Origin of the sequence: Kitasatospora sp. NPDC001309 (genome assembly GCF_042896295.1) — a bacterium.
Lineage (GTDB): Bacteria > Actinomycetota > Actinomycetes > Streptomycetales > Streptomycetaceae > Kitasatospora.
Genome location: NZ_JBIAXC010000036.1, coordinates 39,528 through 56,293, shown reverse-complemented (window position 1 = coordinate 56,293; position 16,766 = coordinate 39,528). Strand labels below are relative to the sequence as shown.

14 protein-coding genes and 1 tRNA gene are annotated in these 16,766 nt (G+C 71.9%); 5 read left to right on the top strand and 10 right to left on the bottom strand.

Features of this window, described 5'->3' with window-relative positions; all coding sequences use genetic code 11:
- Positions 1 to 35 precede the first annotated feature (35 nt).
- Both ACFY2K_RS30330 and ACFY2K_RS30325 read left to right on the top strand, forming a co-directional pair.
- Positions 36 to 1,133 carry a helix-turn-helix domain-containing protein gene (locus tag ACFY2K_RS30330; RefSeq protein ID WP_387715666.1) on the top strand — a complete coding sequence of 366 codons (1,098 nt, stop codon included), beginning with the start codon at positions 36 to 38 and terminating at the stop codon, positions 1,131 to 1,133.
- A 357-nt stretch (positions 1,134 to 1,490) separates the two neighbouring features.
- Positions 1,491 to 2,852 (top strand): restriction endonuclease, encoded by a 1,362-nt coding sequence (locus tag ACFY2K_RS30325; protein ID WP_387715663.1) that lies wholly within the window; start codon positions 1,491 to 1,493, stop codon positions 2,850 to 2,852.
- A 125-nt stretch (positions 2,853 to 2,977) separates the two neighbouring features.
- Here the strand turns inward: ACFY2K_RS30325 and ACFY2K_RS30320 are convergent, their stop codons facing one another.
- Positions 2,978 to 5,176 (bottom strand): HEAT repeat domain-containing protein, encoded by a 2,199-nt coding sequence (locus tag ACFY2K_RS30320; protein ID WP_387715660.1) that lies wholly within the window; start codon positions 5,174 to 5,176, stop codon positions 2,978 to 2,980.
- A 236-nt stretch (positions 5,177 to 5,412) separates the two neighbouring features.
- Here ACFY2K_RS30320 and ACFY2K_RS30315 point away from each other — a divergent pair, with 236 nt between their 5' ends.
- Positions 5,413 to 5,607 (top strand): hypothetical protein, encoded by a 195-nt coding sequence (locus tag ACFY2K_RS30315; RefSeq protein ID WP_387715657.1) that lies wholly within the window; start codon positions 5,413 to 5,415, stop codon positions 5,605 to 5,607.
- Positions 5,608 to 5,811: 204 nt separating this feature from the next.
- Here the strand turns inward: ACFY2K_RS30315 and ACFY2K_RS30310 are convergent.
- From ACFY2K_RS30310 to ACFY2K_RS30280, 7 genes are all read right to left on the bottom strand, one after another.
- Positions 5,812 to 5,885, bottom strand: a tRNA-Pro gene (locus ACFY2K_RS30310).
- A 149-nt stretch (positions 5,886 to 6,034) separates the two neighbouring features.
- Entirely contained in the window at positions 6,035 to 7,399 is a 1,365-nt protein-coding gene (locus ACFY2K_RS30305; protein ID WP_380639445.1) for an MFS transporter, read from the bottom strand.
- 65 nt (positions 7,400 to 7,464) lie between these two features.
- Entirely contained in the window at positions 7,465 to 8,253 is a 789-nt protein-coding gene (locus ACFY2K_RS30300; RefSeq protein WP_375887126.1) for a DUF1684 domain-containing protein, read from the bottom strand.
- 242 nt (positions 8,254 to 8,495) lie between these two features.
- Entirely contained in the window at positions 8,496 to 9,356 is an 861-nt protein-coding gene (locus ACFY2K_RS30295) for an acyl-CoA thioesterase (protein WP_375887124.1), read from the bottom strand.
- A 127-nt stretch (positions 9,357 to 9,483) separates the two neighbouring features.
- Positions 9,484 to 10,179, bottom strand: coding sequence for an alpha-ketoglutarate-dependent dioxygenase AlkB (locus tag ACFY2K_RS30290; RefSeq protein ID WP_375887354.1), 696 nt, complete (start codon positions 10,177 to 10,179; stop codon positions 9,484 to 9,486).
- Positions 10,180 to 10,243: 64 nt separating this feature from the next.
- Entirely contained in the window at positions 10,244 to 10,651 is a 408-nt protein-coding gene (locus tag ACFY2K_RS30285; RefSeq protein WP_387715652.1) for a transglycosylase family protein, read from the bottom strand.
- Between the two features lie 327 nt (positions 10,652 to 10,978).
- Positions 10,979 to 11,764, bottom strand: coding sequence for a transglycosylase family protein (locus ACFY2K_RS30280; RefSeq protein ID WP_380586560.1), 786 nt, complete (start codon positions 11,762 to 11,764; stop codon positions 10,979 to 10,981).
- A 626-nt stretch (positions 11,765 to 12,390) separates the two neighbouring features.
- On the opposite strand from ACFY2K_RS30280, the gene ACFY2K_RS30275 reads away from it, so the two are divergent.
- Complete coding sequence (locus ACFY2K_RS30275; RefSeq protein WP_387715649.1) at positions 12,391 to 13,242, top strand: hypothetical protein; 852 nt, start codon at positions 12,391 to 12,393, stop codon at positions 13,240 to 13,242.
- A 167-nt stretch (positions 13,243 to 13,409) separates the two neighbouring features.
- A complete protein-coding gene (locus ACFY2K_RS30270) occupies positions 13,410 to 14,156 on the top strand; it encodes a hypothetical protein (protein ID WP_380644992.1) in 747 nt (248 codons plus the stop codon).
- Between the two features lie 155 nt (positions 14,157 to 14,311).
- On the opposite strand, the gene der is transcribed toward ACFY2K_RS30270, so the two are convergent.
- Both der and cmk read right to left on the bottom strand, forming a co-directional pair.
- Positions 14,312 to 15,769 carry a ribosome biogenesis GTPase Der gene (gene der / locus ACFY2K_RS30265; protein ID WP_380531292.1) on the bottom strand — a complete coding sequence of 486 codons (1,458 nt, stop codon included), beginning with the start codon at positions 15,767 to 15,769 and terminating at the stop codon, positions 14,312 to 14,314.
- A 202-nt stretch (positions 15,770 to 15,971) separates the two neighbouring features.
- Positions 15,972 to 16,685: a (d)CMP kinase gene (gene cmk / locus ACFY2K_RS30260; protein WP_380531289.1), complete on the bottom strand. Its 714-nt coding sequence runs from the start codon at positions 16,683 to 16,685 to the stop codon at positions 15,972 to 15,974.
- Positions 16,686 to 16,766 lie beyond the last annotated feature (81 nt).

Here is a 16,766-nt window from a genome sequence, read left to right as displayed (position 1 = left end):
GAGCATCACCTGGTACAACGTGGGAGTTGAGGAAAGTGTTCACCCCTGAACGGCTGGTTCTCGCGCGCAAGCGCCGGCGGATGACGCTGGCAGCCCTGACGCGAGAGTCGGGAGTCTCGTCGCAGAGCATCACGGCGTTCGAGAACAACCGCAAACAGCCCTCGGAGGAGTCACTTTCCTCACTCGCCACGGCTCTGCGATATCCAGTGTCGTTCTTCGAGGCGCCCGCCCCCGGAGAGATGCTGCCTGACATGGTGAGTTTCAGGGCGCCGTCGAAGATGAGCGCCCTAGAACGCGACAGCACCCTGAGTTCAGGCACCGTGGCAACCACGCTGAACACCTGGCTGGAGGAACGTTTCAGGCTTCCGAAGCCCAATCTGCCGACCTACCCGCACTTGAACGCAGAGGAAGCCGCCGAACAGCTCAGGGCCTTCTGGGGGCTAGGTGAGGCGCCAGTGCCGAACCTGGTGCACCTGATGGAAGCCAACGGCGTACGAGTGTTCTCGCTGGCCCCGGACTGCCTGGACGCGGACGCCTTCTCCACCATCAAATCCGGCACTCCGTTCGTCTTCCTCAACACCCGCAAGACAGGCGAGCGTGGTCGCTTCGACGCGGCCCACGAACTCGGCCACCTTGTCCTGCACTGTGAGCACCGCATTCCTCACGGCCGGGACTCCGAGGGCGAGGCGAACGACTTCGCCTCCGCCTTCCTGATGCCCGCAGCCGGAATTACCACCCAGAAGCTCGGCAACGCCTCAGTAGAGCGCATCCTCAGCGCAAAACGCCGCTGGGGCGTGTCCGCGATGGCACTGACCTACCGTCTACGCAAGCTCGACCTGCTCTCGGAGTGGCGCTACAACCAGGCCATGAAGCAGTTGGCAAGCATGGGGTACCGCACAGCCGAACCCGGCTCCTTGTTGGCCCGCGAAAGCAGCCAACTACTGGCAAAGGTTTTCAGCGCCCTACGCAAGCCACCACTCAACATGTCGCCCAGTGATGTGGCCGCACAGATGAACATCTTCCATGAAGAGCTGAACGACTATGTCTTCGGCCTTGTACCCATCACTCCGGTCGACGGTGGAGGCGAGCTGAGCGCCCCCATCCGTCCAGCACTCCGACTGGTCACCAACTAGGTGCTGTGCAATCGCCCGGTCGAGGCTCACGACGGCAGCCATTCTCCAATTCCGCACGGTGTGGCCCTGCACCGGTTGCCCACCCTCTACTCCGCTCCGCGCCACGGATTCTCGGTGGCCACAGCCGGGTAGGGCTGCTGGCATACCGCGCAGGCAGCGCGGACCCCTTTGCGGGTCCGCGCTGCCGTCGACCAGGGGGTGGATTGGGTGGCACGCCGGAAGACCGTGGCGGAAATCCTTGCCGAGGCGTACCGCTTGAAGCAGCAGGCGCGAGCCGCGCAGGCACAGGGCGGGGCTCAACAGGCGACCGGCCGCGCTGCCGCCCCGGCTACTCAACCCCGGCCCAGGAAGCGGAAGGTGGACCCAGCCGTCGAACACGCCCGTCTCCTGGCCGCCGGCGAGAAGCACCTCCAACGTGAGGAGGCCGCCCGCGCCAAGGAAGCCGCCCGCGTGGAAGCCGAGTTGGCCAAGCGCCAGACGGCTCGCCGCCGGGAGGAGGAGGCGAAGAAACGCGCGGACGCCCAGGCCGAGAAGGAAGCCCAACGGCAAGCCCGGCAAGCCGAGACGGCCCGACTCAAAGCCCAGGCCGAGGAGAGCACCGCCGAGTGCAACCGGCGCCGTGAGGAACTGGAATCAGTCCTGCTGCTGCGCCCTGAGGGCCTGGAGGCGTGGCACCCTCACATCGAAGAGGCCTTCACCCACGACGGTCCTCAGGGCGTCGCGGAGCGGATCGAAGATCTGCTGCAGCGCTCTCCTGTCCCCCTGGGCTGCCGGACCGCGGCCCTGGCTGTCTACGTCCCCGAGGCCCAGCAGCTCCTGGTCGACGTCGAGCTGCCGAACCACGAGATCGTCCCTGCGGTGGCCTCCTACCGCTTCGTCGCGCAGCGGGCCGAGGTCGTCCCCCAGCCCGCCAAGCAGGCCGAAGTCCACGAGGCCTACGCCAGGCTGGTGGCCCGCCTGGCCCTGCGCGCTCTGGACGAGGCGTTCTCCGCCACACCGGCCGCGTTCGTGGAGAGCGTCATCCTCAACGGCCGCGTCAACGCCACCGATCCGGCAACCGGCCAGGCCGTCCGAGCATGCGTCGTCAGCGTCGTCGCCGAGCGCAAGGACTTCGCCGAACTGATCCTGGACGAACCCCGACTCGACCCACAGCAGTGCCTCCACCGGCTCGGTGCCACCGTCTCCAAGCACCCCCACGACCTGGAACCGGTCACGCCCATCGTCGAGGCCGACCTATCCCGCTACCGCATCACCACCGACACCGCCGTGGTCGCCACCCTGGACAGCCGGCCCGACCTGCTCCAGATGAACCCCTACGACTTCGAACGCCTGGTGCGCGAACTCTTCGAAGCCATGGGCTACGAGACCTGGCGCACCCAGGGCTCCCGCGACGACGGCGTGGACGCCGTCGCCACATTGACCGACCCGACCGGATCCACCATCTTCGCCATCCAGGCCAAACGCTCCAAGAACGTGGTCCCGGTGAACACCGTCCGCGCCATGTCCGGCGTCATGCAGGACAAGGACGCCGGCTACGGCATCGTCGTCACCACCTCGTGGTTCGGCAAGGACAGCTACGACTTCGCCCGCCGAAACGGCCGCCTCCGCCTCATCGACGGCCGCAACCTCAAAGCCCTGCTCGCCGAGCACCTGAACATCGACGCCCTGATCGGACTGCCCAAGGTCCCCCCGGGCTGGCAGGCCGACGACCTCGTGTGAAGTCGTACGTGGGCTTATCCGGGGCCTCCCCGAGCCACCCGTCCCACGAAGCGCGCGACTGGGCCCACTTCACGTCGATCAACGGCACAGCCGGATCAACGATCCGATGATCAGTAAGAATCGGCCTAGATCAACAGCGTCGGGCCGTCAGGGAGCTTCGTTGGATCGAAGGAGGCGGTGCGGTGGGCACTTTGGTCAATTCTGATGACGCGGGCCGCGGGGAGGGCCGTCCAGGTGGTTCGCACCGAGGTGACGATCAACTGGAAGCCTCGGTCGGCAAGTTCCGAGAGTACGTCAAAGACGTTGGGTTCCGACATGGGATGCAGGAATCCGAGGGGCTCGTCGATTAGGACAATCCTGTTCGGCGCACCGTCCGACTCGAGCAGGGAGCGCAGGTACGCCTGCCAGTTCTCCATCCCGGAGGCCCGGCTGTCGAGAACCGGGACGGCGTCGGCGGAGAGGTGGTCGCAACTGTACGGAGTCCGTCGGCCGTTCCAGGTGATCCGGAGGTGCTTGGCCAGGTCCCGGCTCGCCGTCGACTGATCGACCGGGAGAACGGAGCGCATCGAGCGCATCAACAAGGCCAGGGCATTCAGCAGGACGGTCTTCCCGCTGCCGTTGGCACCCACCAGCACGGTGATCCCCTCGTGGAAGCCGATTCCCTGGCGCAGCGCCGCGGCGACCGGCAGGGTCCCAAGTGCCTTATAGGAAGGTGGCAGTTCGGCAGCCTGGAGGATGGCGTTGGTTGCCACCGGAGAGGTGGCCGAGGTGTAGCCCTGGCGTGCGAACCCCTGCATGGCAATCCAGCGAATGGATTCCGCGGGATCGTCACAGAGGGAGGTGAGGGCGGCGAGTGCGACGCCGTCGTCGGGCCAGCCTTCGGCGAGGAGCTCCGCGGCAACCGCCCGGACAAAAGCCTCGCTGTCACGGGCCAGGGTGATCAGGCAGTCGCGGACCACCGGATCGTTCGCCCACCCCTGGACCAGCGCCGGCATCACCGTCTGCCGGACTTCCGGATCCTCGTGATGGACGAGCCGGGCCAGCGCGTCGCGCGCGGTACAGTCACCCGCCCAGCCGTGCACCAGCCCCAGCGCCGCCGTCTGCCGAACGTGGTCCTCGGGGTCGGCGGCCAGCGCCGCGACGGCGCCTTGGGCCTCGGAGCTCCCGGCCCACGCGGCCGCCAGGCCCCAGGCCGCGTTCTGGCGAATGGCCGACTGATCATCATGGACGAGGCGCAGAAGAGTGTCGCGGGTGCGCGGGTGGTGGGCCCAACCAGTCAGCATGGTCCGCAGGGCGGCGCCGCGGGCGAGCGGGTCACTCAGGCGAGTGGCGGCCACCAGGATCGCCAGCTCGTCGTCGGGGGCCAGCGGCGAGTCGTCCGCCAGGACGCGCCGCAGCCCGTCGACCTTCTCCTCCTCGGCATCGTTGTACTCCTGGACCCGGCCGAGGGCGGTCGCAATGTCCGCGAGCGCGGACTCGGCGTGGAGGGCGGGTGAGAGGACGCCCCGGGGCGGCAACGGCGGGGGGTCGGGTAGCGGCCGCAGGTACCCGACGTCGGTGTGCGCGGCCAGCCGCCGCAAGTTGCCCTGCGCCTGGTCCCACAGCAGCTCCAGCATCCGCCGCCGGTGATCAACCCGGTCGAACTCCGTCTCCGCCGCCGCCTTGTACTCGACCGCCTCGGTGCGCTGCCGCTCGGCCAGCGAGCGCGGAACTGTCCTCCCGGCGGTGCGTGGTGCGCAGAACAGGTCGAGATCGAGCTCGGTGATGATGTCCCGCAGCGCGTCGATGATCTGCAGCAACGTGCCCATCAGCGCCTGGGCGTCGCTCAGCTCCCGGCGGAGGCGGTCCCCGGCGCGATGCGCCCGTTCGAGGTCGAGCTGCGCCTGCAGCGTGGCAATGGCCGCCACCGTGGTGGGCGGCTCCGGCGGCGACTGTGGTTGCCGTAGCGCAGCTGGGCGGGCTCGCAGCCGCCGGGCCTCGGTCAACAGCTCCGTCGCCTCCCGGAACAGCGCCTGGTGGCGCTGCGGAGGCAGGCCGACGGTGGCGCTGGTGATCTCCAGGAAGACCCGGAGGAACCCGACGGACGGCAGCGCGGCACCCCCCTTGAAGAGGCGGTCGAGGTGCGACTTGGAGAAGCTCATCCCACGCACTGGGGCGGCCGACCCACCCGCCCCCTCCGCAGTTTGCGCTTTCTCCCGCTCGGCCCGCTGCTGGAAGGCACGGGCGATCTCACGCGTGCTCAGGCCCGCTTCCTGCATCCGGGTCCGGAGGAAGACCCCGAGTGCGTACGCGGCATCGGCGCCGTCTCCCGCTGGTGCGCTCATCGCTGGTTTCCCTCGAACTCCTGCCCCGGGGGCGCCTCATGCGTGTCCCTGGGACGAGCCCGGGACACCCGCGATCCTCCCAGATTGGGCCCTCGGCCAGAGGGCGATTGCCCCGAGCGGTCCCGGGCTGCCCCAGGCTGTCCCAGCGCGGGTTGGGGACACCGCCCACGCCGAGCACGCTGGCTGCGCGGTCGACGGCGGCCGTGAGATGTTCCGAGCGGTGGAGGCGTACTGCGATGTCGACAGAGATCAACGAGGCAGCCGAGGCGATCGGCGAGGGATGCGCCGGCCATCTGGGTGGCGTTCCGGAGCTGCTGGTGGCCGCGGTGCCGGAGTTCCTCGGCGGACTCGCAGTGGCGCTGGTCACCGCGCTGGTGGCCTGGGGCGTGCGCCGACGGCATGCCCGTCGGGCACCCAACGACGCGCGCTGATTCGGCAAAATCCGCGAGGCCCTTGTGCCACGCGATCCCAGGGCTGCGGTAGGCCGCGGCGGGGCCGCCAGCTCCCTGGTCCCCGGCTGGTCCCTGGCAAGATCACGGACCGGCCACTCCAGCGCCATGGACCGCCTGTCGGACCATCAACAAAAAGGCCGCTGACCTGGGATCTCTCCCGGCCAACGGCCTTCCGACACAATGTCGGGACGACAGGATTTGAACCTGCGACCCCTTGACCCCCAGTCAAGTGCGCTACCAAGCTGCGCCACGTCCCGTGGTCTCGGTGCCTTGCGGTGGGGCCTGGGGGGCCTTGCCGGTCGGCTTCTCGACCTTGTCTCCGGTTGTTGTCCCGGCGACGTGGAAAACAATACAGCACGTCGGGGGGTGCTCGCTGCCAGGTTTCGGGGGTGGGGCGGGGAGGGGGTCAGGGGGTGGGGCGGCGGGCGTCGTAGGTGAGGAAGGCGGGGCGGCGGGCGGCGAGGAGGAGGACGCAGGCGACGCAGGCGAGGCCGCCGGTGATGACGGAGGTGGCGGGGTTGGTGAGGGCGGAGACGGCGCCGGATTCGAAGTCGCCGAGGCGGGGGCCGCCGGCCACGACGACGATGAAGATGCCCTGGAGGCGGCCGCGCATCTCGTCGGGGGCGGCGACCTGCATCATCGTGTTGCGGAAGATCATGCTGACGGTGTCCGCGCAGCCGGCCACGGCGAGCAGGAGGAGGCCGAGCCAGAGGTTGTGGAGGGCGCCGAAGGCGGCGATGGCGAGGCCCCAGGCGGAGACGGCGGCGAGGATCGCGACGCCCTGGCGGTGGACCCGCCCGACCCAGCCGGAGAAGAGAGCGCCGATCAGGGCGCCGACGGCCGGGGCGGAGACGAGCAGGCCGACGGTGCGGGCGTCGCCGGCGTAGAAGGTGACGGCGATCGCCGGGAAGAGGGCCCGGGGCATGCCGAAGATCATCGCGGCGAGGTCGGCGAGGAAGCTGGTGCGCAGGTTGGGCTGATCGCGCAGGAAGCGCAGGCCGTCGAGGACGGAGGCGCGGCCCTTGCGCTCGCCCTCCGGCCGCATGGCGGGCAGGCGCCACACGGCGTACAGGGTGCCGGCGAAGGCGACGGTGTCGACGAGGTAGGCGGCCTGGGCGCCGAAGGCGCCGATCAGGACGCCGCCGAGCATCGGGCCGACGGTGAGGCCGAGGTTCATGCTGACGGTGTTCAGCGCGTTCGCGGCCGGGAGCTGGTGGGCGGGGACGAGCCGGGGGATCATCGCCGAGCGGGCGGGCGAGCTGATCGCGAAGAACCCGGCCTGGAGGGCGACGGCGGCGTAGAGGAAGGCCACCAGATGGAAGCCCGCCAGGGCCTGGGCGGCGAGCAGGGCGGAGACCACGGCCAGGCCGGCCGAGCCGATCAGGCCCAGCTTGCGGCGGTCGACGGTGTCGGCGATCGCGCCGCCGTACAGGCCGAAGGCGACCAGCGGGACGAGCGAGAACAGGCCCACCAGGCCGGTGGCGAAGGCGGAGCCGGTCAGGTCGTAGACCTGGACGGAGACGGCCACCGCGGTCATCTGCTGGCCTATGGAGGACACGGCCTGCCCGGACCAGACCCGGCGGTAGTCGGCGTTCTCGCGCAGGGGGCTGAGGTCGGCGAAGGCCCGTCGGTACCAGGGCACCTGCACCGGTACCGCCGGAGCAGCGGTGGTGGCAGGAGCAGCCGTGGCAGCAGGAACGGCGTCGGCAGGAACGGCGTCGGCGGCAGGGGCGGCGGCGGTCGGGGTATCAGGGGGTTGGTTGGTGGTCACAACAGTCCATGGTTGCCCCGGCCTCCGCCGCAGCCGACACCGGGGCCCCTGTACGCCCGCCCGCACTACCTGGTGAGCACCTGCTTCTCCCCCGCCTCCACGGCGAAGTCCAGCCGGTTGCCCGGCGGCGGGAACGGGCAGATGAAGTGGTCGGCGAAGGCGCAGGGCGGCAGGTAGGCCCGGTTGAGGTCGAGGACCGTCCGGCCCTCGTCGTCCGGCGCCGGCAGGGTGATGAAGCGGAAGCGGTAGGTGTCGATGCCGCTGGTGGCGTCGGCGATGACGCCGGTGAGGTTGCGGCCCGAGCGGCCGACGGTCAGGGTGCGGTGCTCGCCGGCGACGGTGAACTCGATCCGCCCGGTGACCGCAAGCGGCCGGTCCTTGCCGTCCGCGTTCGGGACGAGCACCGACTGCCCCTCCTCCTCGAACGGGGTGTAGACGGCGGGGACGGCCCACTCGGGCGCGTACGGGTAGGCGGCGATGCCCGCGAAGCCGGTGCGGGTCGGCGCGGCCGGGTCGAAGACCCGCAGGGCGAGCTCGCCCTCCCGCTCGATCGGGACGAGCAGCAGGTCGCCCAGGGTGGCGGTGCCGGCGGCCGGGTCGGTGTCCGGGCGGAGCAGTACCTCGCCGTCGATCGGCCCGTCGGCGCCGTCGACGGTGATGCCGTCGCCGGCGGCGGCCCGTACCCGGACGCCCTCGGTGTCGGCCCACCAGAGGCCGGGCAGGCCCGGGACCTCGGCCGGCTCGGGCTCCAGCCAGTGCGTGCCGGTGAGTGCGAGCTGTCCGTGCAGCGCGCTCACCGACGCCGCCCGCCCGTCACTCCAGTGCTTCCAGTCCTCCGCGGCCGTCGCCGTCATCGGTCAACCCTCCCGGTCCGGTCCGCGGACGGCCCGCTGTTCGGGCCGTCCGTATCGGTCATCCTGCACAACACCGCCCGCCGGTGCGGATCATTCCCGGCTTACGGCAAGCCGCCGGACCCGTAAGGAGACTGCAATGCCGCGGCAACAGAGGGCGGCCGGGAGCCCGCTCCTCCGACGACCGTCACCACCACCGCCACGACAAGCGCCACCGCCACGACGAGCGCCACCACCACCAGCGGTCAGCCCTTCAACGGCCGGAACAGCCCCTCCTGCACCACCGACACCACCAGCTGCCCGCTCCGGTCGTAGATCTGCCCGCGGGCCAGGCCGCGCGCGCCGTGGGCGATCGGGGACTCCTGCTGGTAGAGCAGCCAGTCGTCGGTCCGGAACGGCCGGTGGAACCACATCGCGTGGTCGAGCGAGGCCATGTCGAAGTGCCGGGTGCCCCAGAGCGGCTCGACGGGGGCTCGGACGGCGTCCAGCAGCGTCATGTCGCTGGCGTAGGTGAGGGCGCAGACGTGGATCAGCGGATCGTCCGGCAGCGGGCCGTTGGTGCGCAGCCACACACCGCTGCGCGCCTCGACGTCGACCAGGTCCTCCTTGTTCCAGCGCAGCCGCTCGACGTAGCGGATGTCGAAGGGCTGGCGACGGCTGATGAACGGGGGGAGCTCGCCGAGCCGGGAGCCGACCTCGTCCAGGGCGCTGGGCAGGCCTTCGGGGGCCGGGACCTCCGGCATCGGGTACTGGTGCTCGATGCTGCCCTCCTCCGGTCTGTGGAAGTCGGCGGTGAGCGAGAAGATCGACCGGCCGCCCTGGATGGCGAGCACCCGGCGGGTGCTGAACGAGCGGCCGTCGCGGATCCGGTCGACCTGGTACACGATCGGCACGCCGGGCACCCCGGGGCGCAGGAAGTACGCGTGCAGCGAGTGGACGGGGCGCGCGTCGTCGATCGTGCGCCCCGCCGCGACCAGTGCCTGCCCGGCGACCTGACCGCCGAAGGTGCGCTGCAGGGCCTCCTCGGGGCTGCGCCCGCGGAAGATGTTCAGTTCGATCTGCTCCAGGTCGAGCAGATCGACGAGGTCGTCGACGGGGGTACCCATGCGCGCGCTCCCTCTCGTAATGGTGTTCGGTTCTCCAGCTCACTCGAATTGTCCGGCGACCCGGGGCATTCCCGCTCACCGACCCCCACCCACCGATTCACTCGAACGAGTAAGCGAACCGCCCGGGCTACGTCGCCAGCCCCGACTGCCGCACCGTGATGTTCAGCCGCCCGGCCAGCTCCAGCCCCGAGCCCGGATCCGCCGTCCCCGGCAGCGTCCGCACCACCCCGTGGTACGCGAACCGGGCCGGCCCGCCGAACACCAGCAGGTCCCCGCTGCGCAGCTCCAGGTCCGTCCACGGCCTGGTCCGGGTCTCCGTGTTGCCGAGCCGGAAGACGCAGGTGTCGCCGAGCGAGAGCGAGACCACCGGCGCGTCCGCGCGCTCGTCGCGGTCCTGGTGGAGGCCCATCTTCGCGCCGTGGGGGTAGTGGTTGACGATCGCGGTGTCGGGCTCGTAGTCCGCCGCGCCCGCGATCCCGCCGACCGCTCCGCCGTACGCGTCCGCCACCGCCCGCCGGGCGAGGTCCCCCAGCAGGGGCGGGAACGGCTTGACGGGGGTGCCGTCCTCGGCGGTCCGCGCGTACCCGTAGGGGTACCAGTGCCAGCCGAGGCTCACCATCCGCACCGACATGAGCCCGCCGGTGGGCATCCGCACGCTGTGCAGCCCGGCCGGCGGGCGGGCCCACTCCCGACAGGCGGCGACCAACCGCTGCTGCGCGGCACGGTCCAGCCAGCCGGGCAGCAGCACGGCGCCGGGAGCCGGTTCGGACCGCTCCCGGACGGCCTGCTCGCCGGACGGCTCCCCGAACAGCTCACCCTGGATCACCCCACCATCCTCCCGCAGCCCCCACCCCGGCACGAGCCGCTCCCCCGCCACCGGACTCCGACTACGGCTCCGGCTCCGATGTCGACCCCGACCCCGACCCCGACCCCGGCCCCGATGTCGGACCCGCCCCCGGCCCAGGCCCGATCATCCCCAGCTCCCGCGCACAGGTCGGCCACGCCTCCCACCCCTGCTGCCGCAGGATCTCCTCCCCGACGGTGGTCTGCTCCCGCCGGCTCCCGTGGTCGGGCCGGTCGGCGAGGCGCAGCCCGCCCGCCTCCGCCCAGGTGGTCGGCCGGATCTGCAGACCTCCGTAGAAGCCGTTGCCGGTGTCCGCGTGCCAGTCGCCGCCGCTCTCGCAGTCGGCGAGCTCGTCCCAGACGAGGTCCGCGACCCGCGTCGCCGCACCGGCCCGTACGTCGCCCGCGACCACGGCCAGCACCACCGCCACGGCGGCGCCCGCCCGGATCACGGCCCGGGCTGTCCGACCATCACACCGCCCCGGCCACCCCTGCCCCGGCCCCGGCCCCTGCCCCGGCCCCCGTCCGCACCCGCACCCGCACCCGCACCCGCACCCGCACCGGACCTCGACCCCGCACGACACGGCACCCCCGCACGACACGTCAGACGAATGCGGCACAGCAGCCGACCCTAGGGAGCCCGGACCTCACCCCACCCCGCCACGCCGGGAACGCCGACGGCCGCTCCCCCGCGTGGCGGAGGAGCGGCCGTGACGAACAACCGAGCACCCAGAGACGACCGGAGGCGACCAGAGGTCAGCTCAGCAAGCTTCAGGGCCTCAGATGCTCAGGGTCTGACCCGGGAAGATCAGGTCGGGGTTGCCACCGACGACCTTGGCGTTGTTCTTGTACAGGTCGTGCCAGTCCAGGCCCTGCGCGGCGGCGATGGAGCTCAGGGTGTCACCGGACTTGACGGTGTAGTTGCCCTTGGCCGGCTTGGCGTCGTTGGAGGTGTTCCAGGACTTGGCACCGTTCGAGGACTTCGCGGCGTCCTTCTTCGACGGGGCGTCGGTCTTCGGCGCGGCGTCGGCCTTGGGCGCGGCGGCCTTCGGGGCCACGTCGGCCTTCGGCGCGGCCGCGGCCTTCGGGGTGGCCGTCTTCGGCGCGGGGGTCTGCGCCGGCTTGGCGGCGGAGGTGCCGGCCGAGGTGTCGACGGCGGCCGGGGCGCCGCCCTTGGTGAGGCCCGCCTTGACGGAGCACACCGGCCAGGCGCCGGGGCCCTGCGAGGCGAGGACCTTCTCGGCGACGGAGATCTGCTGCGCCTTGGTGGCCTGGTTGGCCTGCGCGGCGTAGGCGGTGCCGCCGAAGGCGGCCCAGGTGCTGGAGGTGAACTGCAGACCGCCGTAGAAACCGTTGCCGGTGTTGATGGCCCAGTTGCCGCCGCTCTCGCACTGGGCGACGGAGTCCCAGGTGGAGACGGGGGCGGCGGAGGCCGAGGTGGCCGTGACGAGGCCGGCCACCGGCAGGGCCGCGACAGCGGCGCCCGCCACGACGGCCATCCGAACGCGGTTGCGCTTGGTGGCGGCGGTGGTGGTGGCAGCGGCGTTCTCGTTACGGAAGGTCATGGGGTTCCTCTCGACAGCCCCGGGCGGGCATGCGGAACCAGACCCTGGGGAGGGTCGCGTTTCGCTTGCCGCGTCCGTCGGACGGCCGTGCACGTGTCGGACGTGCCTCTGCCGCCCTGGCCACCCAGCCGCTCGCCGGCGACCTGTTCGAGCGATCGCGTCGGCGGGCACCTGCCGCGCCCGGCCGGAGCCGGGGAGCGGTGCGTCGGGGGTGAACCCGGGTGGCGCTCGTTGCGCCGCCAAGAAAGCTAGGGGTCGGTCGGCGGGGAAACCAAAACACCACCGGTCTTCCCAGCTCAGCAAAGGGTTACCGGCGGTAATGGCCACACATTCTTGCCCGAAATGTCCGCTTTGGCCATCGATTCCTAGATCAAACATCAAGTCGGCGTGACTCACCTCACCGTTTCATTCCGGCAGTCCTGGCACCGACATCGACAGATTGCGACCACGAGAACACGCGGCGCGGTCGGATCCGGGGCAATTCCCGTCAGCCTCACCGGGCACCCGTGACGCCTGACACAAGGGCCCGTTGGGCATGGCGACCTCCCCATGCCCCGCCCCATGCCCGCCCCGTGCCCGCCCCCGGGCCCGCCCTTGACCCACCCGCACCCATCCGAGGAGAACCCGTGCCGCGCATGCTCGACGTCAGCGACGAGGTCCGGTCCGAGATCGGCGACGACGAGGCCGACCGCCTGCTCGGCGGCGACCGCGCCCCCGACAGCTACGAATGCACCTCCTGCCGCACCCCCGGCGACACCCACGTGGAGCCCACCAGCACCGTGCTGTTCGTCGGCGACGAGACGGCGGTCCTGGCCTTCGCCCACGCCCGGTGCATCCCCTCCCAGGTGGTGCCGGTCGCCGAGGAGCAGCTGGTCGGCGCCGTCCGCAGCATCAACCAGTCGCAGCCCGCCGCGCCCGGCCTCACCGTCCCGGCCTCGGACCTCACCGCGCCCTCCCCGGACCTCGCCCTCCCCGCGCCGGCCGCCCCCCAGCCGCCCGCCCCCGGCCAGGCCGCCATCCTCGGCATCACCTGCGGGCTCGTCCTGCACGGCAAGGTCGGCCACGCCTCCCTCGTGGTCGAGCCCACCGGCCCGGTCGGCCGGCCCGGCAGCACCACCGGCGAGGACGAGTTCCTCGACCTGCTCCAGGACGCGGGCTTCCAGCCGGTCACCGACCTCGACGAGACCCCGGAGCAGCTGCCCGGCTGGTCGGTCCTGGTCGCCATGGGCAAGCTGCACGCGATCCTCCAGCCCGCCGCGGCCGGCGGCAGCACCGGCTGGTGGCAGGCCCACCAGCCGCTCCAGGTCACCGACGCCTGGCGGATGGCCGCCAGCCAGCTCTCCGAGGTGACCATGTACGCCGTCCCGGCCGGGATGGTCGGCCGCCAGCCCCGCGAGGACCTGCTGCGCCAGGCGCTGGAGCGGGCGGTCGCGCTGGGCCAGGTGGTCGCCGCCTCCCTCCCGCTCGCCGGCACCTGATCCCGCCGCTCCGGCCCACCGGGTGCGGCGGAAGGGCGGACGGCCCGCCGCCCTTCCGCCGCACCCGGCAGGCACGGCGCGTCCGCAGCACCCGGCGAGCCCGCGCCCTCCCCCCGGTACGCCGAACGCCCCCGCATCCCCGCCGCCTCTCACTCGTTGGCCCCTACGTGTACAGCTACGACGTCTCCGCACCCGCCGGACGGTCGGCCACCGCCCCCCGCTCGATCCCGGGCATGCGCCCGTCGTACGACGCGGAGCACCCGCACTCGACGACCCCGATCTACGACGAGCTGTACTCCGAGTACCGACGGCTGTTCCGCGCCCTGCCCGGCGACCGCTCGGGCGAGGAGGATCTGAGGTTCACCGGCTTCGCGGTCCGCGACGGCCACCCGCTGCTCGGCGAGCAGCGCCCGTACCCGTCGGCGCAGCAGCAGGCCTTCCACACCTACGCGGGCCAGCCCTCCGGCCTCCCCCAGTTCATGCCGACGCAGTCGCACCACACCCCCACCCAGCACCACATCCCCCAGCACCACGCGCACACCCAGCACCACGCGCACACCCAGCACCACGCCCCCCAGCACCACGCGCACGTCCACCCCCAGCACCAGCACCAGCACCACCCCCAGCACCAGCCGACCCCCCACCCCGAGCCCATGGCCGCCATGGCCGCCACCGCCGCCACCAGCGACGGCCACGGCCAGGCCGGCCCCCCGGCTCCCCAGTTCACCAACGGCCAGGGCTGGGTCGCCGCCGGCTACCTCGGCGCGGTCCAGCACACCGTGCCCGCCCCGCCGCCGGCCCCGTCCCCGCTGCTGGGCACGGCCACCGGCCTCGCCACGGCCCCCGCCCCGACCGGCGGCCGCCACCGCCAGATGCTTTCGCTCCCCCCTGGCCGCACCGGCGACCACCACTGACGGGCGACCCCCGCCCGGCCCCCGCCCGTCCCCGACCGCGGCCTGAGCAAGCAGCCGAACCGTCGGTCGGCGCACACCACCGGCAGCGGAAACGCCCGAGGGCCCCGCCACCACCGGTGACGGAGCCCTCCAGCTCGTACAGCTACAGCTGCGACCTACTTCTTCTTGTTGTTGCGCTTCTCCCGCACCCGCACCGAGATCGAGATCGGCGTCCCGACGAAGCCGAACTCCTCCCGCAGACGACGCTCGATGAAGCGCCGGTACCCCGCCTCCAGGAAGCCCGAGGCGAACAGCACGAAGCGCGGCGGACGGATGCCCGCCTGGGTGCCGAACAGGATGCGCGGCTGCTTGCCGCCGCGGATCGGGTGCGGGTGGGCGGCGACCAGCTCGCCGAGGAAGGCGTTCAGGCGCGCGGTGGTGATGCGGGTCTCCCAGCCGTCCAGCGCGGTCTCGATCGCCGGGACGAGCTTCTCCATGTGCCGGCCGGTCTTGGCCGAGACGTTGACCCGCGGGGCCCACTGCACCTGGACGAGGTCGCGCTCGATCTCGCGCTCCAGGTAGTAGCGGCGCTCCTCGTCGAGCTGGTCCCACTTGTTGTAGGCGACGACGACGGCACGCCCGGCCTCGACGGCCATCGAGATGATCCGGGTGTCCTGCTCGGCCAGGGTCTCGCTGGCGTCGATCAGGACGACCGCGACCTCGGCCTTCTCCAGCGCGGCGGAGGTGCGCAGCGAGGCGTAGAAGTCGGCGCCGGCGGTCAGGTGGACCCGGCGGCGGATACCGGCGGTGTCCACGAACTTCCAGGTCTTGCCGCCGAGTTCGATCATCTCGTCGACCGGGTCACGGGTGGTGCCGGCCAGCTCGTTGACGACCACCCGCTCCTCGCCGGCGACCTTGTTCAGCAGGCTGGACTTGCCGACGTTGGGCCGGCCGATCAGCGCGATCCGGCGCGGGCCGCCGGGGGCGGCGTCGCCGAAGGTCTGCGCCGGGGCCTCGGGCAGCGCGTCCATGACGGCGTCCAGCAGGTCACCGGAGCCGCGGCCGTGCAGGGCGGAGACCGGGAAGGGCTCGCCCAGGCCCAGCGACCACAGGTAGGCCGCCTCGGCCTCGGTGGACGGGCCGTCGACCTTGTTGGCGCACAGGACGGTCGGCTTGCCGGCCCGGCGGATGAGCTTGATCAGGGCCTCGTCGGTGTCGGTGGCGCCGACGGTGGCGTCCACGACGAACAGGACCGCGTCGGCCTGCTCGATGCCCAGCTCGGCCTGCGCGGCGACCATGGCGTCGATGCCGAGGACGTCGATCTCCCAGCCGCCGGTGTCGACGACCTTGAAGCGGCGGCCGTTCCAGCTGGCCTCGTAGGTGACCCGGTCACGGGTGACGCCCGGCTTGTCCTCGACGACGGCCTCGCGGCGGCCGATGATGCGGTTCACCAGGGTCGACTTGCCGACGTTCGGGCGGCCGACGACGGCCAGCACCGGCAGCCGGACGAGCTCGGCGCCGTCCACGCCGTCGAAGCCGTCGAGGTCGAAGCCCTCTTCGGCGGCCAGGGCCATGTACTCGGCGTAGTCGGCGGCATCCAGCTCGCCGGGGCCGGCGGAGTGCTCTGCGGTCATGTTCGTCTGTTCCGTTTCCCGGCCCGGCCCTTCCCAGGGGCGTGCCGTGCGTACCTGCCCCGCTGGGGCAGCGCGATGGTTTCGTCCGCGGCGCCTGACGGCCCGCGGTTCGTTCAATGATCGGCCGGTCGGCCGATACGATCAAAAATGGTCAGCTGGTCAGACCGAAATGGTCGGCCGGCCGGACCGGAAGGCCAGCCGGTCAGACCGACGACAGCCCGGCCCGCTCCTCCACCAGGGCGGTGATCCGGCCGATCACCTGCTCCAGGGTGAGCTCGCTGGTGTCCACCAGCACCGCGTCCGCGGCCTGGGTCAGCGGCGCCGTCTCCCGGGAGGAGTCGGCCGCGTCGCGGCGCGCGAGGTCGGCGGCCATCGCGGTGATGGTCGCCTCGTCCACGCCCTTGGCCCGCAGCTCGGCCGCCCGGCGCGCGGCCCGGGCCGACTCGGAGGCGGTCAGGAACACCTTGACGGTGGCCTGCGGGAACACCACGGTCCCCATGTCCCGGCCCTCGGCGACGATGCCGCGCTCGGCGACCTCGGCGCAGCCGCGCTGCAGCTCCACCAGCCGGGCCCGCACGGCCGGCACCGCGGCGACCGCGCTGACCTGCGCCGTCACCTCGGGGCCCCGGATCGGGCCGGAGACGTCCTGACCGTCCACCGTGATGGTCGGCCCGTCGGCGTCCGTACCGGACACGATGACGGGCTTGCCGCACGCGACGGCCACCGCCTCCGGGTCGTCGACGTCCACGTCGTTGGCCTGCATCCACCAGGTCATCGCCCGGTACATGGCGCCGGTGTCCAGGAAGCTCAGGCCCAGCCGGGCGGCGACCGCCCGCGAGACGGTCGACTTGCCGGAGCCGGAGGGTCCGTCGATGGCGACGACGACCGGGGCGTGCGCTCGGTCGGCAGTGTCCACGGGGCGAACCTCTCTCTGAGCATGCTGAGAACACGGGAGCCGGACGCCTGTGGGGGCGGACGGCCGGGGATTGTCTCCCTC